Consider the following 19,280-nt stretch of genomic DNA (forward strand, 5'->3'; position numbering starts at 1 on the left):
TCATATGTCGATTTAACTTTACCGAAAAATGACGATTTAAAATTTGCTTATTACAATCAGAACAAAGAATTGATACAACATATCAGAACAATGGAACGGGAACAACATAAAGAAGAACGTACCAAGTTCAATGAATATGTGGATAAGATACAACGATACTTCCCTTATATGGAAAAGCTGTTACCGTTAATTGACTTCTGCCAAAACACCTTGAAATTCTCTGAAAGAGTAATTCAGGAGTTGTGCATGTTGAAAAAGGTTAGGCTGAAAGGGGATTTCTATTCTCCCGAGTTCAACCGAAAGTTCCGTGACGAAAATGCGGCTTTTTCATTTGAGGAGGACAAGAACAAAAAAGGACATTTCCATATATGCGTAAATGACATTCCGCTTGTGCTATGGTTCAGACAGAAAGCGAATGAATGGAGAAATGGTTTGGAGATTAAAAATACAAAGCAGGATAAAGGACTGAAAATATAGAATGTCCTCTAAATTTCACTCCAAAAGCAAATAAAAACATTAGGAGATAGGAATTCATCAGAAAAATCTTCTACTTTTGTAAGCGGATTGAGGTAACTCTCTCCAAGACATACGAGAAAAAGAAGAGGCGTTATGCTTATCTTGAACTTGAAAACGTAGGAAATTTTCAAATTGGATACAAGAATAGCATAGTGGTTCTCACGCTATAGCGTGGGCTGCTATTGTTGCATCTGTATCCGAGGTTTCCTACAACCTTCAAGTAAAGAGTGCGGCATGCAGTTCCACGCTTCGTGGTTTAATAAGTAAAAGCCGAGAGGAACTGAAGGCATATGCATTTGACTATGGACTTATTGTACAAAGAAAAAATAGCAATTTTATATGCTACTAAATGTATGATGACTGCTGGTGGAGCTGTTGTTTCTCAGGAAATGGACTTATTAAACAAAATTTGTTCAATGATACATGTGGGACAAAATGAGTTTAATCAAGCATTGGAAATGTCAGATGAAACAGCTATATCTATTTTAAAAGAAATGTCGCAAGATAAAAGAAATTTATTAGCATATCTTCTTCAGGATATGGCACGAGCAGATGGACACATTAATGAAAGAGAAAGACTGTATTTTCTCAAGGTTAACAAAGAGTTGAAATTTACTAATTTACATAATATTTGAGATTATGGAAACATTTGTAAAAATAATAAACAGTGCAAAAGTGCGCAGTAATTCAGATTTAGTTATCTCTGGAATTCAAGCAAATAAAAACGCTTGGAATGAATACACTTTTTACCCGAATAAAGGCGTGGTCGGTGTTATAATTGGTGAAGCACAAAGTTTCGAGGGAACCATATTTTTAGTACAGTGTGGAGATAAAATAATAGTTCCAATTCTCCCTGATGGAGTGCGCGAAATCACTTATTCTGAGTTTTCGTCGAGATATCCTCAAAACATGCAGGTTGGCAAGACAAGTAGCCAACAGATGAACAGTGCGTTTGATGTTGATGAAATGATGGACTCTTTTGGAAAAATGTTGGGATTCTAAATTTTTTATCATGATAGATATGACACCGGCCCTCACAGAGGGAATAAATAATCTTTGTACATGGAGGAACAGATACACAAGTACCGAATATCCCCAAAAAGTTGTACTGAATATCTTTTATAGACGCTACACCATGAACAAGATGTGGAATGATTTGATGAATATTATCGATCAAAAATCATACAATTCATTCCAAGAGGCAGCTATGACCTTAGAAAAACTTTACTCAAAAACGGCAGTAACAAAAGTTCAGCCTTATTTAGAGTCGTGGATTAAAAACAATCCAGACGAGATTGTTGGCGCAATTCATTATAGAGATTTTATCGGCTTAATCCAAAGAGTTCAGATGGGAAGCAAGCCTGCAAAAGAAGAACTGGAGTTCTCTTATCTTCATTATCTGATAAGTGATAAGGCAACATTGGCATGGGCAGCTTTCTGTGTGACAGGGATTTCGCCGTTAAAAGCTATTACAGAAGTCTCTGGTGCAATTATCCAACCGATGCCTCTAAATGACTATAACACATTAACTGTTGGACTAGGTCAATTATACACTACTCGTTTTCTACAAGACAGATATAACCCGTTGCCGTAAGTTATGAACGAAGATTTGAGCTCATTTCTGGCTGGTCATCCATTAACCCTTGAATTTATTCGTCAGCTAAATGGAAAGAAATTCAGCGACATAAGCCAATATGTCGCTGAATTTCAGACGTATTGCGAAGGCAAACAAATTCCAAATTTTGACAATGAACTATGGTTCAAAATCCTGCAAGAGAAAATTGCCTTATTTAAGGCGAAAAACAAGACCGAATTTTACCAAATTGGCAATAAAGAAAGGTTGTATATTACTTTAGGACAGTTTAACCCATACCTGAAATTAGAAGAATATGATTTGGAAGATTTTATTGAGGAATGGGAAAGCAGAAGAACTGGTCAAAGAAAATATACAGACGAACAAAGCCAACGGTACAAATCATATAGAGAAAGTTGGCTATATGAAGTTTATACATATGACAAGGCCTTTTTAGAGAAATACAAACATGCTGCCCATCCATTGATTCAATCCACTATTGGTAAAGCACTAATTGCTAGTGGAGAACAAAGGGGAATAGGATATCTATTTAATTCACTCACAAGAGCAGTTGTAATGCCTAACATATACTGGCATAACGAAAGAGCAATAATTGGGTATATTGAATCAATATGGGAAATAATCCGTCTCAGTAAACTTGCTCATATATCTGGAAATGAAAAAGGGATTGATGAACCTCTTATCTTCTGCAAATTGCTTAGATTATTGTTTTTGTATATGAGTAGATATATTGAACTTAATCCAGATAAAATAAAAACAGCAGATGTCTATTCCAATCGCGCGGAGTTGTTTTACTTCTTTCCAACAGAAATGCAAAGTTTGTTTATGGACAGCGAGTTTTTTTCGTTATCCCAGACTTGCAATTTTCTTCTGATAAATTTCTCGCTTATCGTACTGCTTCACAAACTTGTCCTGAATTAGTTAGCGGTTTTTACAAACAATGTCTATGGGACTCTAAAAAGATGTACCAATATGGTAATCTCAATTATCCGACAATTGATGGAGGTTACACCGTAATAGAGGATGCAGGATGGATGGAAATTATAGAAAGATGCAGAGTACGCTCACAAATTGTCGCACAGCAAATCTACGACAAAGACTCACAGGGCAATATTTATTTGACAAAAGAGCAGATTGAGTGGCTATTCTTCCATATTTTAGATGCTGGTGTTGACTTACATAAAGACATGAAGGATTTGCGTGATAATTAATTTAGTCCAATTGTCAACACAGTAATACAATGGTGAAAAAGAATCATAATAGTGTTTTCACCATTGTATTTTTGTATCTCGCAAATGGAGTTGCTTAAATGACTTATGACTAATCATTTCTTATAATATCATTTGTATTCTAAATACAAAATAGAGAATAAGTCTAATTTAAATGATAAATTTTAGATGTAAACCGAATGTTTTCTCATGGTTATTTCATACCTTTGATTCGTAAATGAGTTACCCGAACAAGCAAAGCGATGCAGAACACAGCAATTAGAACGGTTGCCAACTCATTACCTCAAAACGAGGTGATTTTTCTAACTTTCTTAGTTTCAGGGAAATATATTTCTTATACAGACTTACGGAAAATCTCCGGAAAATCCATCCATCCCATACTCAAAGTTTTTCAGCAAGTATTTCAGCCTGTCGGCATCCGTTCGTTTTGTCTATCTCTCCTACCTTGAAAACACCGGGAACAAGCACCTCGCCAACCATTTCCCATTTCAGCAATGCAGCGGAACGCTCAATGGGAATCCGTACGCCGTCCATTACACTCATGTCGTCTTCTTCGCAGCAGGTAATCAAAGCGCATTTTTTACCTGCTATATCCTTGCCTCCGACAACCAAAGAGAAAATGCGGTCTATAACTCCCTTGACCTGCGCCGGAATAGAATACCAGTACACCGACATCGTATAAACCACCACATCTGCCTCCAGAATCGCAGAAGCAATTGCATTAAAATCATCGTCGAACGAACATGCTTTACCGGTCTTATAACATGTCTCGCAAGCACGACAACCGCCAATTTTCAGGAAAGCGGCATCAAATCGCCGTATAGTATGGCCAAGTTCTTCGGCACGCCTTACAAACGCTGCGGTCATGGCGAAACTGTTACCATTCTTTCGGGGACTTCCCGTAATAACTACTATATTCATCTACTCACTTATTTTATTGTGTTAGAATTCTGATTATAGGCTTTCGCCACGCTCTTTACAAACTTCATAGCAGCCTCTTGCACTGCCTCATATTCCTTTATTGAATCTCTCATATCTGTTTATGGTTATATTAATCGCTTGCAAAGTTACAGGGTAATGCAGACCTCCGCAAGTACCGAAAAATTATTCAGATACTGAAAAATTATTCGGTATATCCCTGCTGTGGGGATTTATGTATACCTTTGCGGAAGGTAAAAACAAAAGAAAGATGTACGAAAGAAAGATACCCGTAGATTTAAGTTGTCCGCTGCGTCTGACAATGAGTTTGATAGATTCCAAGTGGAAATCCTGTATACTCGATGAACTGCGTGATGCAACAATGCGCCCGAGCGAACTACACAAGGCGTTGCCCGAAGCCACGCCGCGCGTGCTCGACCTGCAATTGAAAGAGTTGGTGGACGACGGACTTATTGTCAAGACCATCTATCCCGAACTACCACCCCGTTCAGAATACACCATCACGGAACTGGGATGTTCACTACTGCCCATACTCGATGCCATGATTACATGGGGAGAAACGAACCGGAATCTGTTCATTCAGAAGTATGGAAAAAGATAGTACCTAAAGCTCACGTTTATGTTTCTGAACCTCAGCTTTGGCACGCTAAACCTGAGGTTCAGGAAACGTATATTGCGCAACAAACAATTACAAAATGCCCGGAAACATGTATCGCACTGTGTTCTACAGAAAACTAATATGGATTACCAACGGAAACCGACGCTTTCATACCAGCTGGTAGAGCGATAGGCATTATCGGTCGGAGTATTCTGTGCAGAAGGGATGTAGCACGACACTCCTGTCGCACCTTCCATAGAGAACCTTCCGACATAAGAGGAATAATTCTCCGCCGTAGTAGTCCAATAGACTACGGCATCGTCAAAAGCCTTTTTCCATTCATCGTATGCCGCATCGGTAGCCACCTGCTCCATCATACCGGCAAAGTCATAATAACCCACACGACTGCTACTGCTGCTTCTGCGTTTATCGTAATCAAATACAACGCCGCTCCGAAGCCAGGCATTGTCAACCGATTCGGTCATGGCACGCTTAGTAGCCTGCGCCAACTGTTCCAAACGGTCGGTCCGCAACACGGATACGGAAACGCCGCCTGTCCAGTTCCAATTGGAAACATCTACATTCGGATTATATCGGGCAGCATAAGGTGAATAATAGGCGGTAGCCATGCTTACAGCTGCATCATCCGCAGTAAACATGGCAGGAACAACCTCATCATAAGGAGCACCGGGACCGGGAATCTCCGTCGGCGACCCGATGAGATAGTCTGTGTAACTGCGCAACTCGTATGCCGCTTCTATAGACTGCATGAAGCAGGCGTCAAATAGAATAAAATCAAAATGGGGAGCCGTTGACAGTATCTCGGCAAATTCTGATATGTTCATCCGATGGTCTGTTCCATCCCCTTTATCTTGCCCTATCCAGCGGGTACCGACACGTAACGGATAAGGCAACCAGCCTTCTCCGTGTGACCAATAGACCAATCCATAGCTATCTGCCCTGTATTGGGGATTCTGAAAGACTTCTGCAAACACTTCCTTGGTCTCGGAAACGCCTACCGAATTACGTTGCCCGTAGTTTCTGACTTCAGTTTCCGTCACAGTTCCTCCAACATTCTTCAGTTCCAGCAAACGGGCGGACTGGCCATTGTCTATATAGACCAGCAAATGAACACCGGCATCGTCCTTCACTTTCGCCATCCCTGTCTTCATCTCAGCCAAGTCCGCCGAAGCAAACGAAGAGAGGCTATTGTCGGCAGCAACGTACACCAAGACAGTCCGACCGCCATTCTGAGGAGTTTCAGTTTCCAACTTGTCATCAACACAGGCGGCCAATAACGCAAAGATGCACATCCACAGGGAAAGATAGAATTGCTTTTTCATGATAGTAAACGATAATCTAATGGGGCGTTCATACGAAAGAAGTCATTAGTTCAGATGAAATGAAATCATTCAGACGGAATGAAATCATTCAGACGGAATGAAGTTCTTAATTCAAGGAAAAAGAAATCTTTAGTTCTGATAACATAGAAGAGAGCAGACTGTTACTCCTCCGGTTTCTTAAAACGGAATGCTTCCGCATCAATTGGAGTCAGTACGATTGTCTTGTTCTTCTTATATTTGCCTTGCACCTTGGTGGCCTCTTTCTCCAGTTTACCCTTGTTATTGGAAAAATAGATCATGCAAGTATAGTCGGGACTACCCAACTCATATTCCAAATAGTTTTTCAACTGATAGGTATATAGCTCACGTTTGGGCAAGAAGCCGTTCTTGTCCAATTTCACACTATCCAATGGCTGAATAGCGGTGTAGTACACCACCGTATCCGTGAAAGAAGCGGCAATGCCGAATGCATACACAGTCTTTTCTTCCTTGACCTTCTTCAACGAAAATGCCGAACACACCATGAAAACCAAGGCTACGGCAAACAATATACGAACGTATTTCATAACAATAAAATTTAAATCACGGCAAATGTAGATAAAAGCAGTGAGATTCCCTCTCTGTATTCCGAATTATTTATGATTTCTCCCTCAGGACTTACGCAAAAAAAAACCGGAGGTCACTGTCGTGACCTACCGGCTTTAATTCCTTTCAGTTGTCGGAAATTGATATTTCTTATTATCCCAAATAAGACTTGAGCAATTTGCTACGATTACTTTGTCTTAATCTTCTAATTGCTTTTTCCTTGATCTGGCGTACACGTTCACGGGTCAAACCGAATTTGTCGCCGATTTCTTCCAGTGTCATTTCCTGCTGTCCGATACCGAAAAACATCTGTATGATCTCTTTTTCCCTATCGGTTAACGTAGAAAGTGCTCTATCAATTTCCCTCGCAAGAGACTCGTTCACCAAAGAGCGATCCGCCATAGGAGAATCATCGTTTACCAACACATCCAACAGGCTGTTGTCCTCTCCTTCTACAAAAGGCGCATCCACCGAAATGTGGCGTCCGGACACCTTCAACGTATCAGAGATCTTGTCCACAGGAATCTCCAGTTCATCTGCCAACTCTTCGGGCGACGGACGACGTTCGTTTTCCTGCTCGAACTTAGAGAATGCCTTGCTGATCTTGTTCAGCGAGCCTACCTGGTTCAACGGAAGACGCACGATACGCGACTGTTCTGCCAAAGCCTGCAAAATGGACTGACGTATCCACCACACCGCATAACTGATGAACTTGAAACCACGTGTCTCATCGAACTTTTCGGCAGCCTTGATCAGTCCTAAATTACCCTCATTAATCAAGTCGGGCAAACTCAAACCTTGGTTCTGGTACTGCTTGGCCACAGATACAACGAAACGCAGATTGGCACGTGTCAATTTTTCCAATGCGATACGGTCACCTTTACGGATGCGTTGAGCGAGCTCCACTTCCTCTTCGACAGTGATAAGGTCTTCGCGACCGATTTCCTGCAGATACTTATCAAGAGAAGCGCTCTCTCTGTTAGTGATACTTTTTGTAATCTTTAGTTGTCTCATTCTTCTAAAACAGATTTGGGGTTGCAAAGTTACGACATTTTATTTAGTTATAAACTAAGAACCTGTTTAATTTTTCTTCAAAAAGTTGTTTATCCGGCCTTTTTCGGACTGTTTTTTCAGAAATCTCCCGAAAAAATGCCAGACAGAAAGAAAATGGATACCAATTTGCCATCGTTTTCCCGTCTTGTCCATCAGGCCTGAATAGCATCATAATAAACAAAAAAAGCACCGACAAGTTATCTGCCGGTGCTTCTTTTCTTTTTTGTTAGCTTATATTACAATCTTCTTACCTTATACCTATCATTACCTTTTATACATTGACCTATTTATTCTTGAGCAATGCTCACCGCATAGCTGGCACGTTTGCCTGAAGGGAACATACCGGTGATGAACAGTACTTGTTCTTGTGTCTTGGAGGCTTCTTTCATTACCTTTTCCATGTCCTCCAGCGTCTTCATCGGCACATTGTTCACTTTCAGGATGATGAAACCTTTGCGGATTCCACCTTCTGCCATCTTACCGTTGCTGACACCTGTCACTTCGAGACCGTAACCCAGATTGAGCTGCTTCTTCAGATCGTCGGGGATGGGACGGAAAGCGGCGCCCAAGATATCCATATCGGCATTCTTCACGACTTTCGTAGTGCCTTGTTCGTTCTTCAACGTAACTTCTACGTATTTCTCTTTCTTGTCACGCATTACTTTCACTTTCACCTTGTCGCCCGGACGATGTTTTGCCAAAGCCTCTTGCAGATCGGCAAACTTGTGTATGGCTTTACCGTCCATGCCGATAATGACATCGTTTTCTTTCAGGTCGGAGCCTGCTGCGGAACCGCCTTCTACGATCTTGCGTATCCAAAGTCCGTCGACAACGTTGTACTTCTCTCTGGCTTCTTTCTTGATGTCACTCACCTTTCTGCCTTCTTCATCCTTCATTTGAGTATCGCCCGGCTCTTCAGTAAGAGTAGTGACCTGAACACCCAGCAACACGCGTTGTACGGTACCGAATTGCTTCAAGTCGGCAACCACTTTCTTCATAATGCTGGTGGGGATGGCAAAACCATAACCTGTGTTCGAACCTGTCGGAGAGAACAGGGCTGCATTGATGCCTATCAGTTCGCCGCGTGCATTGACCAGCGCGCCTCCGCTATTACCCTGATTGATCGCTGCATCCGTCTGGATGTAGGATTCGATGCTCTCTTTAGCCATGCCCAGCGAACGTGCTTTGGCGCTGACGATACCTGCCGTCACAGTAGAAGTCAGGTTGAACGGGTTACCTACGGCAAGTACCCACTCGCCTACTTTCAGCGCGTCGGAATCGCCCACTGGAATAGTCGGGAAGTCGTCGCCTTCGATCTTGATCAGTGCCAAGTCGGTATTTTCGTCCGTACCGATGATGCGTCCCTTGAACTGGCGGTTGTCATTCAAGGTCACACTGATTTCGTCCGCACCGGCAATCACGTGATTGTTCGTCACGATATATCCGTCTTTGGAAATGATGACGCCCGAACCGAAGCCTGTGCGTTCCGGTGTCTGCACCTGGCGTCTTTGTGTACCGCCGCGACCACCGAAAAACTCACTAAAGAAATCGGAGAACGGATCTCTCACTTCCACTTCCTGCACCTTAGAGGTCTGAGTGGAGCGGATATGCACCACAGCATGGATTGAACTTTCTGCTGCCTGCGTCAAGTCCACGGGCTGAGCGTCAACAGCATTATAAGCGGCCAAACGTACGTTCGGGTTTTGCTGAAACATGTCATCAAACGCATTGCCACTGGCTACAAGCGTTTCCTTGTGCAGCATCTTATACGTGGTTAAACCTGCTACTCCTGAACTCAGAAGTACGATAGCTGCAACCCCAAGAATGTTTTTTGTTGTTTGTTTCATAATCATTTTCTATGGTTTTAAGTGTTAATATTCGAGTTTCATTTAACATTTCGGCGTTAAAATAACGACAAAAATCGTTCGGTTATTCCGCTTGTCACTCTTTTTTGTTCTCTTTTAACAATGGACTTTTAGGGCTTAACAGCGGTTAACGACAGAACCTGACATTTTTACATTTGTGTACTATTACTGACGTGAAAATAAGGCAGATAGAATGTCACTGCAACTACAGCCGCCCGATATCCGGCAAATCAGACAGGATAATCTTGCCTTTCATCACCTCCATCCCCCCTTCCAGCCTTCGCACATGCTTGGAGCTAATGCAGCAAAAGCAGCAGTCTTCAAGCCCCCTCTTTTGCTTTGTATAGGTGTTTATTCAGTTTAAAATAAGGTTTTAGAGCCTGTTTAATTTAGTTCAGCCTTCTTTTAAGAAAAGAAACTGAATAAAAAACTTTTGGTTCTTCGTCACTTTTGGGGCAGTTCATGTGTTAAAGCTAGTAAATTTATTGCCTAACAAGGTAATGCTTGTCCTATTGAACATGTGTCTTTTGATAGCTTTAATTTTATTCCCTTAAATAAGCTGGTATAGTCTATAGATAAAGGTGTTTAGTATATTTTACTGCCCCAAAAGTGACGAAGAACCAAACTTTTTGAAGAAAAATCAAACAGGCTCTTATAGTTCTCCCTAAAGCATGCTCAATCAGCCATATAATAAGGGTTGGTATCTGTAGTATTGAGAGACGCCTCCTTATTTATATAAGGTAACACGCGCGAAGCAAACAGCAAACGATTGAGGTTGTACTCATCGAAGAGCGGATCGGACACATCCAGACTGCTGACATGCACATCACCTTGCGAATGAATGAAGCGTTTATTACCTATATACATGCCAACGTGCACCACACGGGCTTTCCGGTCTGCCGTGGCCTTACTACCGAAGAAGAGCAAGTCGCCGGGTTGCAGGTTACCGAAGTCGGGAGCGATATCAATGTGTTCACCCACATTTGCCTGTTGCGAGGCGTCGCGAGGAATGATGATATCATGCATGAAAAGAACAGTACGCATAAAACCACTGCAATCCACTCCCTTCGATGAAGTGCCTGCCCACAGATAGGGAACTCCCATCAAGGTGTGTGCCGTACGGATGATGCTGGCAGCATCCTGCTTCAGAGCGGCACGCCATTTCTTCTCCGGCATGGAGATGGACTTGGAGATATATCCGGTGCGCCCGTCGGGATAGACCACCTTATAAAATGCACCACGGCTCCCCTCCCACTTCAGACGGTTGCCCGCCACGACATCGGAGACGGTTTGAGAAGTCAGGTTCGGCTCGGAATAGACAAAGCCGTAATGGGAAGTCACCACAATCTTTTCAGCTGCGTTCCAGTCACGGAGTCCGTCTTCCGTCACCAGGTGGACGCCTACGCGATGCACCCATGCGATGTAGTCGTCCGGCGTCTGTATCCGATACCAACCATCGTGCTGCAACACGCGGACGGGCATCCCCAGCAGACCTTGGGTCATCATCTCTGATGAAAAGTCCGGATCGGTACGTAGGCTTGCCACTGATAGATTCAGGATACCATAGATCTTTCCTTCCAACGATGCCGTGTCCGGTAATACTTGCAGGCAGTCCATCACTTTATAGTCAGCCTGAGCCAACCCGCTGAGCAATGCTGCCTTGGCTTCGGGAGAGGTGGTGACGCCACGCAGCATCACATTCTTACCCAAAAAAGAGTAATCCACATCGAAAAGTGCCACCCGCCTGTCCGGAGCATACAAGCGTTTCAGGCGGTCGGACAACTGGAGCACATCGGCAGGCATCACCCTATCTCCCACTTCGGAAGCCTCGGAACCCAAGGAAGCCCAAAAGGGTAAAAGCAGAGCAAGAAGAAATCTTTTCATAATAAGTTCGTATGATTTTAAAATTCATTTTAATGCCACCAAAGTTAGGAATAGTTTTTAGAGCCTGTTTAAATTTTCTTCAAAAAGTCTTTTATTCAGCTTCTTTTGAGCTTCTTTCCGGTCTGTTTTCCTCTTTTTATTCGTCACATAGCCCGCTATGATCCTCATAAAAACAGGAAAACATCCTCAAAAAGAACTCTAAAAAGAAGGCTGAACAGAATTTAAACAGGCTCTTATTCTGAACATAGTTTTCTGATAATATTTGGAAATAGGTTCTGTTTTACGGCTCTGCCGTATCATTTACGACATTGCTTCGATTCTTATTCGATATCTCACTGATACATACCGATATTATCAGATAAATATCAGAGTAGAATAAAATGAGAAGCACATGCAAAGTGGAGCAGACAGGGATTATTCGCCACCACAATAGCGCATATTTCCTTCAAATCTGCAGAAAAAACGGACAAATCATTTCGTTCTCCCCCCGGTTTACACTATCTTTGCCGCAGAAAACAGTTGGTCGGTCTGTCGCTTGCGCATTAGCGTATGAGGAAAGTCCGGGCAACACAGAGCATCCCACTTCCTAACAGAAAGCTGTCCGCGAGGGTAGAGTAACGTAGAAGAAAATAACCGCCGTAGCTCTTTTTGAGGTATTGGCAAGGGTGAGAAGGTGGGGTAAGAGCCTACCAGTCTTGTGGTGACACAAGGGCTGTACGTCTTGGGAGTTGTAAGGTCATGTAAACCGACGTTATGAGAGTTGCTCGCTCCATGTCGGAGGGTAGACCGCTAAAGTTGTATGGTGACATGCAGCTCAGATAAATGACAGACACTTACCTGAATGGAAGTTTCCGGATGACGGTTTCTTCTTTCTGGTGAGTACAGAACCCGGCTTACAGACTGACTGTTTTTCTTTTTTCAATTTCCATTTTCACCGATTATGAACCAACGCATCACCGCTTTCTGGAAATTTCTGACATACGACATCTGGCGTATCACAGAGAATGAAGTCACTCAGACCACTTTTTCCATTTATAACATAATCAAGACTATCTACCTGTGCATTAACCGTTTCACCAAAGACAGATTGGCAAACAAAGCTTCCGCATTGACCTATAGCACGCTGCTTGCCATAGTGCCCATCCTCGCCATCCTGTTTGCTATAGCACGCGGATTCGGCTTCTCCAATCTGATGGAAAACCAGTTCAGAATGGGATTCGGAGGCTACAGCCAGACCACGGAAGTCATCCTCCAATTTGTGGACTCTTATCTTTCAGAAACCAAAAGCGGCGTATTCATCGGGATAGGCCTGGTCATGTTGCTGTGGACGGTTATCAACCTGATCAGCAACATCGAAATCACGTTCAACCGCATCTGGCAGGTGAAGAAGGCACGTAGCATGTATCGCAAAATCACGGATTACTTTTCCATGTTTCTGCTGATGCCTATTCTGATTGTGCTCTCGGGCAGTCTTTCCATCTTTATGAGCACCACGCTGAAGTATATAGAAGACTTTGTACTGCTTGCCCCTATACTCAAGTTCCTCATCCGCCTGATTCCCTTTGTGCTGACCTGGTTCATGTTTACGGGACTATACATCTATATGCCGAACACCAAAGTGAAGTTCAAGCACGCCTGCATTTCGGGCATCCTTGCCGGAACGGCGCATCAGGCATTCCAGTACCTGTACATCGGCGGACAGTTGTGGGTATCGCGTTACAATGCCATTTACGGTAGTTTTGCCGCCCTCCCACTCTTTTTGTTGTGGCTGCAAATATCGTGGACCATCTGTCTGTTTGGTGCAGAGCTGACCTATGCTGGACAAAACATCCGAAATTTCAGTTTCGACAAAGACACAAGGAATATCAGCCGACGCTATCGCGATTTTGTCTCCATCCTTATCATGTCGCTCATTGCCAAAAGATTTGAAGAAAACGCCAAGCCCTATTCCGCCGAAGAGATCTCGGAGACATATCAGATTCCGATCCGGCTGACTCGCCAGACGTTGTACGAACTACAGGAAATCAATCTCCTTCACGAAGTAGTGGACGAAAAAAGTGAAGAGATCAGCTATCAGCCTTCTATGGACATCAACCAGATGAATGTCGCTCTTCTGCTGGACCGGCTCGACACACACGGGTCGGAAGATTTTAAAATAGACAAAGACAAGGAATTTAGCGAGCAGTGGAATGTATTGACCCGCGCAAGAGAAGAGTATTACAGAAGTGCGAGCCACGTATTACTGAAAGATCTTTAGATAAGGAAGAAACTCATTGGCTCTCACCACAAATTACACAAATTACACAGACTATCACAGATTACTCAAATTACACAGATTATTGCAGATTATTCTCAAGAGCTTTCCTCTAGAAAGAAAGAACATTTTCTTTATCCTATCGGTGTGAGGCTCTTACGATTTTCTATTTATATTTGATAATCAGATCGAATAATCTGCAATAATTCATGCAATAATCAGTGATAATCTTGTGCAGCAATCAGCGATAATCTGTGCAATCCTTAGAGCCTGTTTAAATTTTGTTCAGCCTTCTTTTGAGAGTTCTTTTTGAAGAATATTTAAACAGGCTCTTAATACTTATTATAGGAAATCACTTTCTCCTTCGGCTTCCTTGCCTTCTTCCTCTTCTCCTTCACCGGATAACCGATGGTAATCACCAGAAGCAGACGTTTTGAAGACGGAATGCCAGTCAGTTTCTTGATCTCCTTCTCATCAAACCAGCCAAGGATGCAAGAACCCAATCCTTCGCTTTCGGCCGCCAACGTGATGTGTGAGGCAGCGATGCCGATGTCTATCAGAGGAAAATACTTATCCTTGATTTTCGCCCCCAGAAAGGAAGTGATGTTCATCGATTCCTCCACAATCAGAATAAGAGCAGGAGCGTCTTTGGCGAACTTATTCATACCCAGTCCCGCAGTAGCCTTGCCCACTTTGACGGCAAGTTCCGGATCATTGACCACGACAAACTTCCACGGTTGTGCATTACAAGCCGATGGTGCTAATCGGGCAGCTTCCAATATGCGCTCCAACTTCTCTGCTTCTACTGCACGCGTGAGATCGTATGCACGGTCACTCTGACGGGATGCAACTAATTGTAAAAAATCCATTTTGATTGTAATTTTCTGTTCTGATTATTTGAATTGTATCATTCGGCTGATATACTTGCCAATAATATCAAATTCGATATTCACTCGGCTACCCACCTTTATATTATGGAAATTAGTATGCTCAAAAGTATAAGGAATAATAGCCACCTGGAAAGTGTCGTCTGTCGGGTTGCACACCGTCAGGCTCACACCGTTTACCGTCACCGAGCCTTTGTCCACAGTGATATACCCGCGCTTTGCCATCTCCTTGTCAAAAGCATACTGGAAAGTGAAATAATAGCTTCCTTCGGCATCCTCCACACCTACGCAAGTAGCCGTCTGGTCCACATGTCCCTGCACGATATGCCCGTCGAGACGACCGTTCATCATCATACTGCGTTCCACATTCACTTCGTCGCCTACCTGCAAAAGTCCGAGGTTAGAGCGATCCAGCGTCTCCTTCATGGCCGTAACCGTATAGGTATCCTCCGTCATACTGACCACGGTGAGACATACACCATTGTGAGCGATGCTCTGGTCTATCTTCAATTCATTTACAAATGAGCATCTGAACGTAAAATGCACATTCTCCTGCTCTTTCACCAATGCCACGAGCGTGGCGCACTCTTCTACAATTCCAGAAAACATAATTCTATTTACGATTTTAATGATTTACGAATTTCTTATCTTTTACGAATACAAATATAAATGAAAATCATGAGAATCTCATACCGACAAGATAAAGAATATGTTTTTCTTTAGAGGAGAGGAGAGAATACAAAAAATGGAGCATTTCACAACGCCCCATTTTTCAGCTTTCAATAGGTATTAGTTTTTTTTAAGGTAAAAAGATTGTTTTCAGGATAACGGTGCAAATATAGGGGCTTTTAAGGTTACCTACCAAATTAAAAAACATGTCTTATAACATCTTTTTGTTTTTTCTTTGGTTTTATTACCCATATATACCCTGATTATATCCGCAATCGTTTTCAGTGGACAAATATATAGTATTTTTCTAATAAAGCCTAAAAAATTGTTTAAATATCACCGATTTGAGAACTTAAAAAACGAAACTTTCCTTGCTATTCATCGGGAAAAGCCATAAAACCTGAGAAAAAGAAGCCCGGCCACCACCACTATGCAATCTCCATCTCCTTTCCTTATAATATATATAATGTATATATGTATCCGGCCCCCCTCGTATGGGAATTTATAAAAAAAGAATGGATATATTCCGATGATATAAGGATAAACAAAAAAAATGTCTTACTTTTGCGACTCGATACTTTTAGAATATATACATACCATTATGGCAGATATCAGAAACGAAGAAGTAGGTGAAAAAAAGAGCCTTAACTTCATTGAACAAATTGTCGAGAAAGATTTAAAAGAGGGTAAGAACGGCGGCAAAGTACAAACGCGTTTCCCGCCAGAACCCAACGGATACCTCCACATCGGACATGCCAAGGCCATTTGCCTCGATTTCGGCATTGCAGCTGCTCACAACGGCATTTGCAATCTCCGTTTCGACGACACCAACCCCACCAAAGAAGATGTGGAATATGTGGAAGCCATCAAGGAGGATATCCAATGGTTAGGCTACCAATGGGGTAATGAATATTATGCATCCGATTACTTCCAGCAATTATGGGATTTTGCCATCCATCTTATCGAAGAAGGTAAAGCATATATCGACGAACAGACTTCCGAACAGATAGCACAGCAAAAAGGTACTCCTACCCAGCCCGGTGTGGAAAGCCCTTACCGCAACCGTCCGATAGCAGAAAATCTTGACCTGTTCAAGAAGATGAACACTGGCGAGATTGCCGAAGGTGCTATGGTATTGCGTGCGAAGATCGACATGGCAAACCCAAACATGCACTTCCGCGACCCCATCATCTACCGTGTAGTGAATCACCCGCACCATCGTACGGGCACCACATGGAAGGCTTATCCGATGTACGACTTCGCACACGGACAAAGCGACTACTTTGAAGGTGTAACCCATTCGCTCTGCACACTGGAGTTTGTTCCCCACCGTCCGCTCTACGACCTGTTTGTAGACTGGGTGAAGGAAGGAAAAGACCTGAACGACAACCGCCCGCACCAGTACGAATTCAACAAACTGAACCTCAGCTACACGCTGATGAGCAAACGTAACCTGTTGGTTTTGGTGAAAGAAGGCTTGGTGAACGGATGGGACGACCCCCGTATGCCGACCATTTGCGGCTTCCGCCGACGCGGATATTCCCCCGAATCCATCCATAAGTTCATCGACAAAATCGGATACACCACTTACGATGCACTGAATGAATTTGCTTTGCTGGAAAGTGCCGTACGCGAAGACCTCAACGCACGTGCCACGCGCATATCAGCCGTCATCAATCCGGTGAAGTTGGTAATCACCAATTATCCTGAAGGTCAGGTAGAAGAACTGGAAGCAATCAATAATCCGGAAAGACCGGAAGAAGGTAGCCACACCATAGAGTTCAGCCGCGAACTGTGGATGGAACGCGAGGACTTCATGGAAGACGCACCGAAGAAATACTTCCGCATGACCCCAGGACAGGAAGTACGCCTGAAGAATGCCTATATCGTGAAGTGTACCGGATGCAAGAAGAATGAAGCCGGAGAAGTGACGGAAGTCTATTGCGAATACGATGCAAATACGAAGAGCGGCATGCCCGAAGCCAACCGTAAAGTAAAAGGTACGTTGCATTGGGTTAGCTGCAATCACTGTCTCGAAGCCGAAGTACGCCTCTACGACCGCCTGTGGAAAGTGGAAAATCCACGCGATGAAATGGCAGCTATCCGCGAAGCAAAGAACTGCGATGCATTGGAAGCAATGAAAGAGATCATCAATCCCGACTCATTGCACATTCTGCCGCACTGCTACATCGAGAAATATGCTGCCGGCATGAAACCGCTGACTTACTTACAGTTCCAACGCATCGGCTACTTTAATGTAGACCCTGACTCTACGCCTGAGAAGATGGTATTCAACCGGACCGTGGGACTGAAAGATACGTGGGGCAAAATCAACAAATAGAAATTTATATTATAGGAGAAAACCATTCAATGAGTAACAAGAACCTACTGTCAAGCAGGGACAAAGCGCTGCAGGCATGTGCCGAACAATATGAAGCGGCAATGGAAGAGAATAAAACGTTTTATCTGGATGCAGACGACTTTGCCGATCTTGCCGACTGGTACGGAACGAGAAGAAGATTTGATAAAGCTATCGAAATAGCAGAGTATGGCTTACGGTTACATCCGTCCAACACGGAGCTGATGATCGAGTATGCCTACTTGCTTATAGATAGTGGACAAATGGAAAAGGCACGTGAGGTTGCAAGGAATTTTCCTGAAAGTTATTTGCCGGAAGCCAAAGTACTGCGTGCCGCCTTGTTACTAAGCGAAGGCAAACTGAACGATGCAGAAGAGTTGCTGGATACGATCGAAGATAAAGATGATATAGCAAACGTGATCGATGTAGCATACACTTTCCTCGAAATGGGTTATCCGGACAAGGCAAAAGAGTGGCTCGACCGTGCGGAGGATGAGCATAACGACAATGCAGCCTACCTTGCCGTTATGGCAGACTACTATCGCGCCAAAGACATGATAGAAGAAGCTATTCTGACATTCAACAAACTGATAGACAAAGATCCGTACTCCGCCACATACTGGATAGCACTGGCAAGGTGTTACTTCGAAATAGGCGAATACAACCAGACCATTGACGCCTGCGACTATGCCCTGATAGGTGACGACAAGTTAGCAGAGGCCTATATAATAAGAGGCCACAGCTTCTTCCAATTGGGCAATGAAGAGGCGGCATTAGAGAACTATCTGGAGGCACAGCGGCTCAAAGCCCTCAGTTCGAACTTCATCTATAGTTTTGTTGGACTATGTAGCATCTCGAAAGGTAAATGGGAAGAAGGACTTGAAAATATGGAGAAAGCCATCCAGATAAATGAAGAAAAATATACCTCCTCCCCTGTCCTGCCCAACTTATATGCCAATGCAGGCCTCTGTCTCTTCAAATTGGGACAGAAAGACAAAGCGCATCAGTATTGCCAAAAAGCACAACACTTGGCGCCTGAAGATCCAGATGCCTATGTCATCGAAGGGCGTATTCTTATCGAAGAAGAAAAAGAAAAAAAAGGAATGGCACTATGGGCTAAAGCAATACAATATTCCCCATATGCCGATACTTGGAATGAGATAGGTATGCATAGTCTGGAATTAGGCTACTTGAATCATGCAAAAACAGCTTTTGAACGTGTCATTGAAATGGATCCGACTTTCCCGAGTATCAACGAAAAACTATGTGTCCTTTATATAACCATGTTCGACAAAGAGAACTTCATTAAATACAATCAGAAGTGCGCTTGCTCGTTCGGTGCAAAAGAAATGGAGGAAATACTGGCAATCATGGAAAGAAAAGACCATCAAGAGATGGTGAACTATACGCAAAGGCTCATAAAGTCTTTGAAGAGATAGACAAAAAGTCAAGGGAATGCTCCGGACAATATCCGGAAAACTGATTAAGAGCCTGTTTAAATTTTG

Annotated in this window: 18 protein-coding genes and 1 other RNA gene; 11 read left to right on the forward strand and 8 right to left on the reverse strand. The window is 43.2% G+C overall.

The features are described 5' to 3' along the window. Positions 1-90: 90 nt before the first annotated feature. From QZ323_RS09170 to QZ323_RS09195, 6 genes are all read left to right on the forward strand, one after another. Positions 91-477, forward strand: a complete 387-nt coding sequence (locus tag QZ323_RS09170; RefSeq protein WP_290099491.1) for a hypothetical protein — start codon at positions 91-93, stop codon at positions 475-477. Between the two features lie 392 nt (positions 478-869). Beyond that, the gene (locus QZ323_RS09175; protein WP_294634317.1) at positions 870-1,151 is read left to right on the forward strand and encodes a hypothetical protein; all 282 of its coding nucleotides are present in this window, start codon (positions 870-872) and stop codon (positions 1,149-1,151) included. Positions 1,152-1,155: 4 nt separating this feature from the next. After that, positions 1,156-1,518 (forward strand): hypothetical protein, encoded by a 363-nt coding sequence (locus tag QZ323_RS09180; protein WP_294634318.1) that lies wholly within the window; start codon positions 1,156-1,158, stop codon positions 1,516-1,518. A gap of 10 nt (positions 1,519-1,528) precedes the next feature. Beyond that, positions 1,529-2,110: a hypothetical protein gene (locus QZ323_RS09185; RefSeq protein ID WP_294634319.1), complete on the forward strand. Its 582-nt coding sequence runs from the start codon at positions 1,529-1,531 to the stop codon at positions 2,108-2,110. Positions 2,111-2,113: 3 nt separating this feature from the next. Next, positions 2,114-3,031: a hypothetical protein gene (locus QZ323_RS09190; RefSeq protein WP_294634321.1), complete on the forward strand. Its 918-nt coding sequence runs from the start codon at positions 2,114-2,116 to the stop codon at positions 3,029-3,031. A gap of 41 nt (positions 3,032-3,072) precedes the next feature. Further along, entirely contained in the window at positions 3,073-3,321 is a 249-nt protein-coding gene (locus QZ323_RS09195) for a hypothetical protein (RefSeq protein ID WP_294634322.1), read from the forward strand. Between the two features lie 399 nt (positions 3,322-3,720). Here the strand turns inward: QZ323_RS09195 and QZ323_RS09200 are convergent, their stop codons facing one another. After that, positions 3,721-4,260, reverse strand: coding sequence for a flavodoxin family protein (locus tag QZ323_RS09200; RefSeq protein WP_294634323.1), 540 nt, complete (start codon positions 4,258-4,260; stop codon positions 3,721-3,723). A 268-nt stretch (positions 4,261-4,528) separates the two neighbouring features. Here QZ323_RS09200 and QZ323_RS09205 point away from each other — a divergent pair, with 268 nt between their 5' ends. Beyond that, positions 4,529-4,879, forward strand: coding sequence for a helix-turn-helix domain-containing protein (locus tag QZ323_RS09205; protein ID WP_294634324.1), 351 nt, complete (start codon positions 4,529-4,531; stop codon positions 4,877-4,879). Between the two features lie 143 nt (positions 4,880-5,022). Here the strand turns inward: QZ323_RS09205 and QZ323_RS09210 are convergent, their stop codons facing one another. From QZ323_RS09210 to QZ323_RS09230, 5 genes are all read right to left on the reverse strand, one after another. Continuing rightward, a complete protein-coding gene (locus tag QZ323_RS09210; RefSeq protein WP_294634326.1) occupies positions 5,023-6,219 on the reverse strand; it encodes a clostripain-related cysteine peptidase in 1,197 nt (398 codons plus the stop codon). 161 nt (positions 6,220-6,380) lie between these two features. After that, complete coding sequence (locus QZ323_RS09215; RefSeq protein ID WP_294634328.1) at positions 6,381-6,785, reverse strand: hypothetical protein; 405 nt, start codon at positions 6,783-6,785, stop codon at positions 6,381-6,383. 172 nt (positions 6,786-6,957) lie between these two features. Continuing rightward, on the reverse strand, positions 6,958-7,818 hold the full coding sequence (locus tag QZ323_RS09220) for an RNA polymerase sigma factor RpoD/SigA (RefSeq protein WP_007209697.1): 861 nt from the start codon (positions 7,816-7,818) through the stop codon (positions 6,958-6,960). 326 nt (positions 7,819-8,144) lie between these two features. Beyond that, positions 8,145-9,704: a trypsin-like peptidase domain-containing protein gene (locus tag QZ323_RS09225; RefSeq protein WP_294634330.1), complete on the reverse strand. Its 1,560-nt coding sequence runs from the start codon at positions 9,702-9,704 to the stop codon at positions 8,145-8,147. A gap of 693 nt (positions 9,705-10,397) precedes the next feature. After that, complete coding sequence (locus QZ323_RS09230; protein ID WP_294634331.1) at positions 10,398-11,606, reverse strand: NlpC/P60 family protein; 1,209 nt, start codon at positions 11,604-11,606, stop codon at positions 10,398-10,400. A 515-nt stretch (positions 11,607-12,121) separates the two neighbouring features. Between QZ323_RS09230 and rnpB the strand changes: the two genes are divergently transcribed. Beyond that, positions 12,122-12,518, forward strand: an RNA gene (gene rnpB / locus QZ323_RS09235) — RNase P RNA component class A. 28 nt (positions 12,519-12,546) lie between these two features. After that, a complete protein-coding gene (locus QZ323_RS09240; protein WP_294634333.1) occupies positions 12,547-13,863 on the forward strand; it encodes a YihY/virulence factor BrkB family protein in 1,317 nt (438 codons plus the stop codon). A 329-nt stretch (positions 13,864-14,192) separates the two neighbouring features. On the opposite strand, the gene QZ323_RS09245 is transcribed toward QZ323_RS09240, so the two are convergent. Both QZ323_RS09245 and QZ323_RS09250 read right to left on the reverse strand, forming a co-directional pair. Then, positions 14,193-14,729 carry a nitroreductase family protein gene (locus tag QZ323_RS09245; RefSeq protein WP_294634335.1) on the reverse strand — a complete coding sequence of 179 codons (537 nt, stop codon included), beginning with the start codon at positions 14,727-14,729 and terminating at the stop codon, positions 14,193-14,195. 24 nt (positions 14,730-14,753) lie between these two features. Next, positions 14,754-15,356: a riboflavin synthase gene (locus QZ323_RS09250; protein ID WP_294634336.1), complete on the reverse strand. Its 603-nt coding sequence runs from the start codon at positions 15,354-15,356 to the stop codon at positions 14,754-14,756. Between the two features lie 661 nt (positions 15,357-16,017). Between QZ323_RS09250 and QZ323_RS09255 the strand changes: the two genes are divergently transcribed. Both QZ323_RS09255 and QZ323_RS09260 read left to right on the forward strand, forming a co-directional pair. Beyond that, positions 16,018-17,757, forward strand: a complete 1,740-nt coding sequence (locus QZ323_RS09255; protein ID WP_294634338.1) for a glutamine--tRNA ligase/YqeY domain fusion protein — start codon at positions 16,018-16,020, stop codon at positions 17,755-17,757. Between the two features lie 29 nt (positions 17,758-17,786). Further along, complete coding sequence (locus tag QZ323_RS09260; RefSeq protein ID WP_294634339.1) at positions 17,787-19,214, forward strand: tetratricopeptide repeat protein; 1,428 nt, start codon at positions 17,787-17,789, stop codon at positions 19,212-19,214. Positions 19,215-19,280: the final 66 nt, after the last annotated feature.

It is taken from the genome of uncultured Bacteroides sp., assembly GCF_910585845.1.
Classification (GTDB): Bacteria; Bacteroidota; Bacteroidia; order Bacteroidales; family Bacteroidaceae; genus Bacteroides.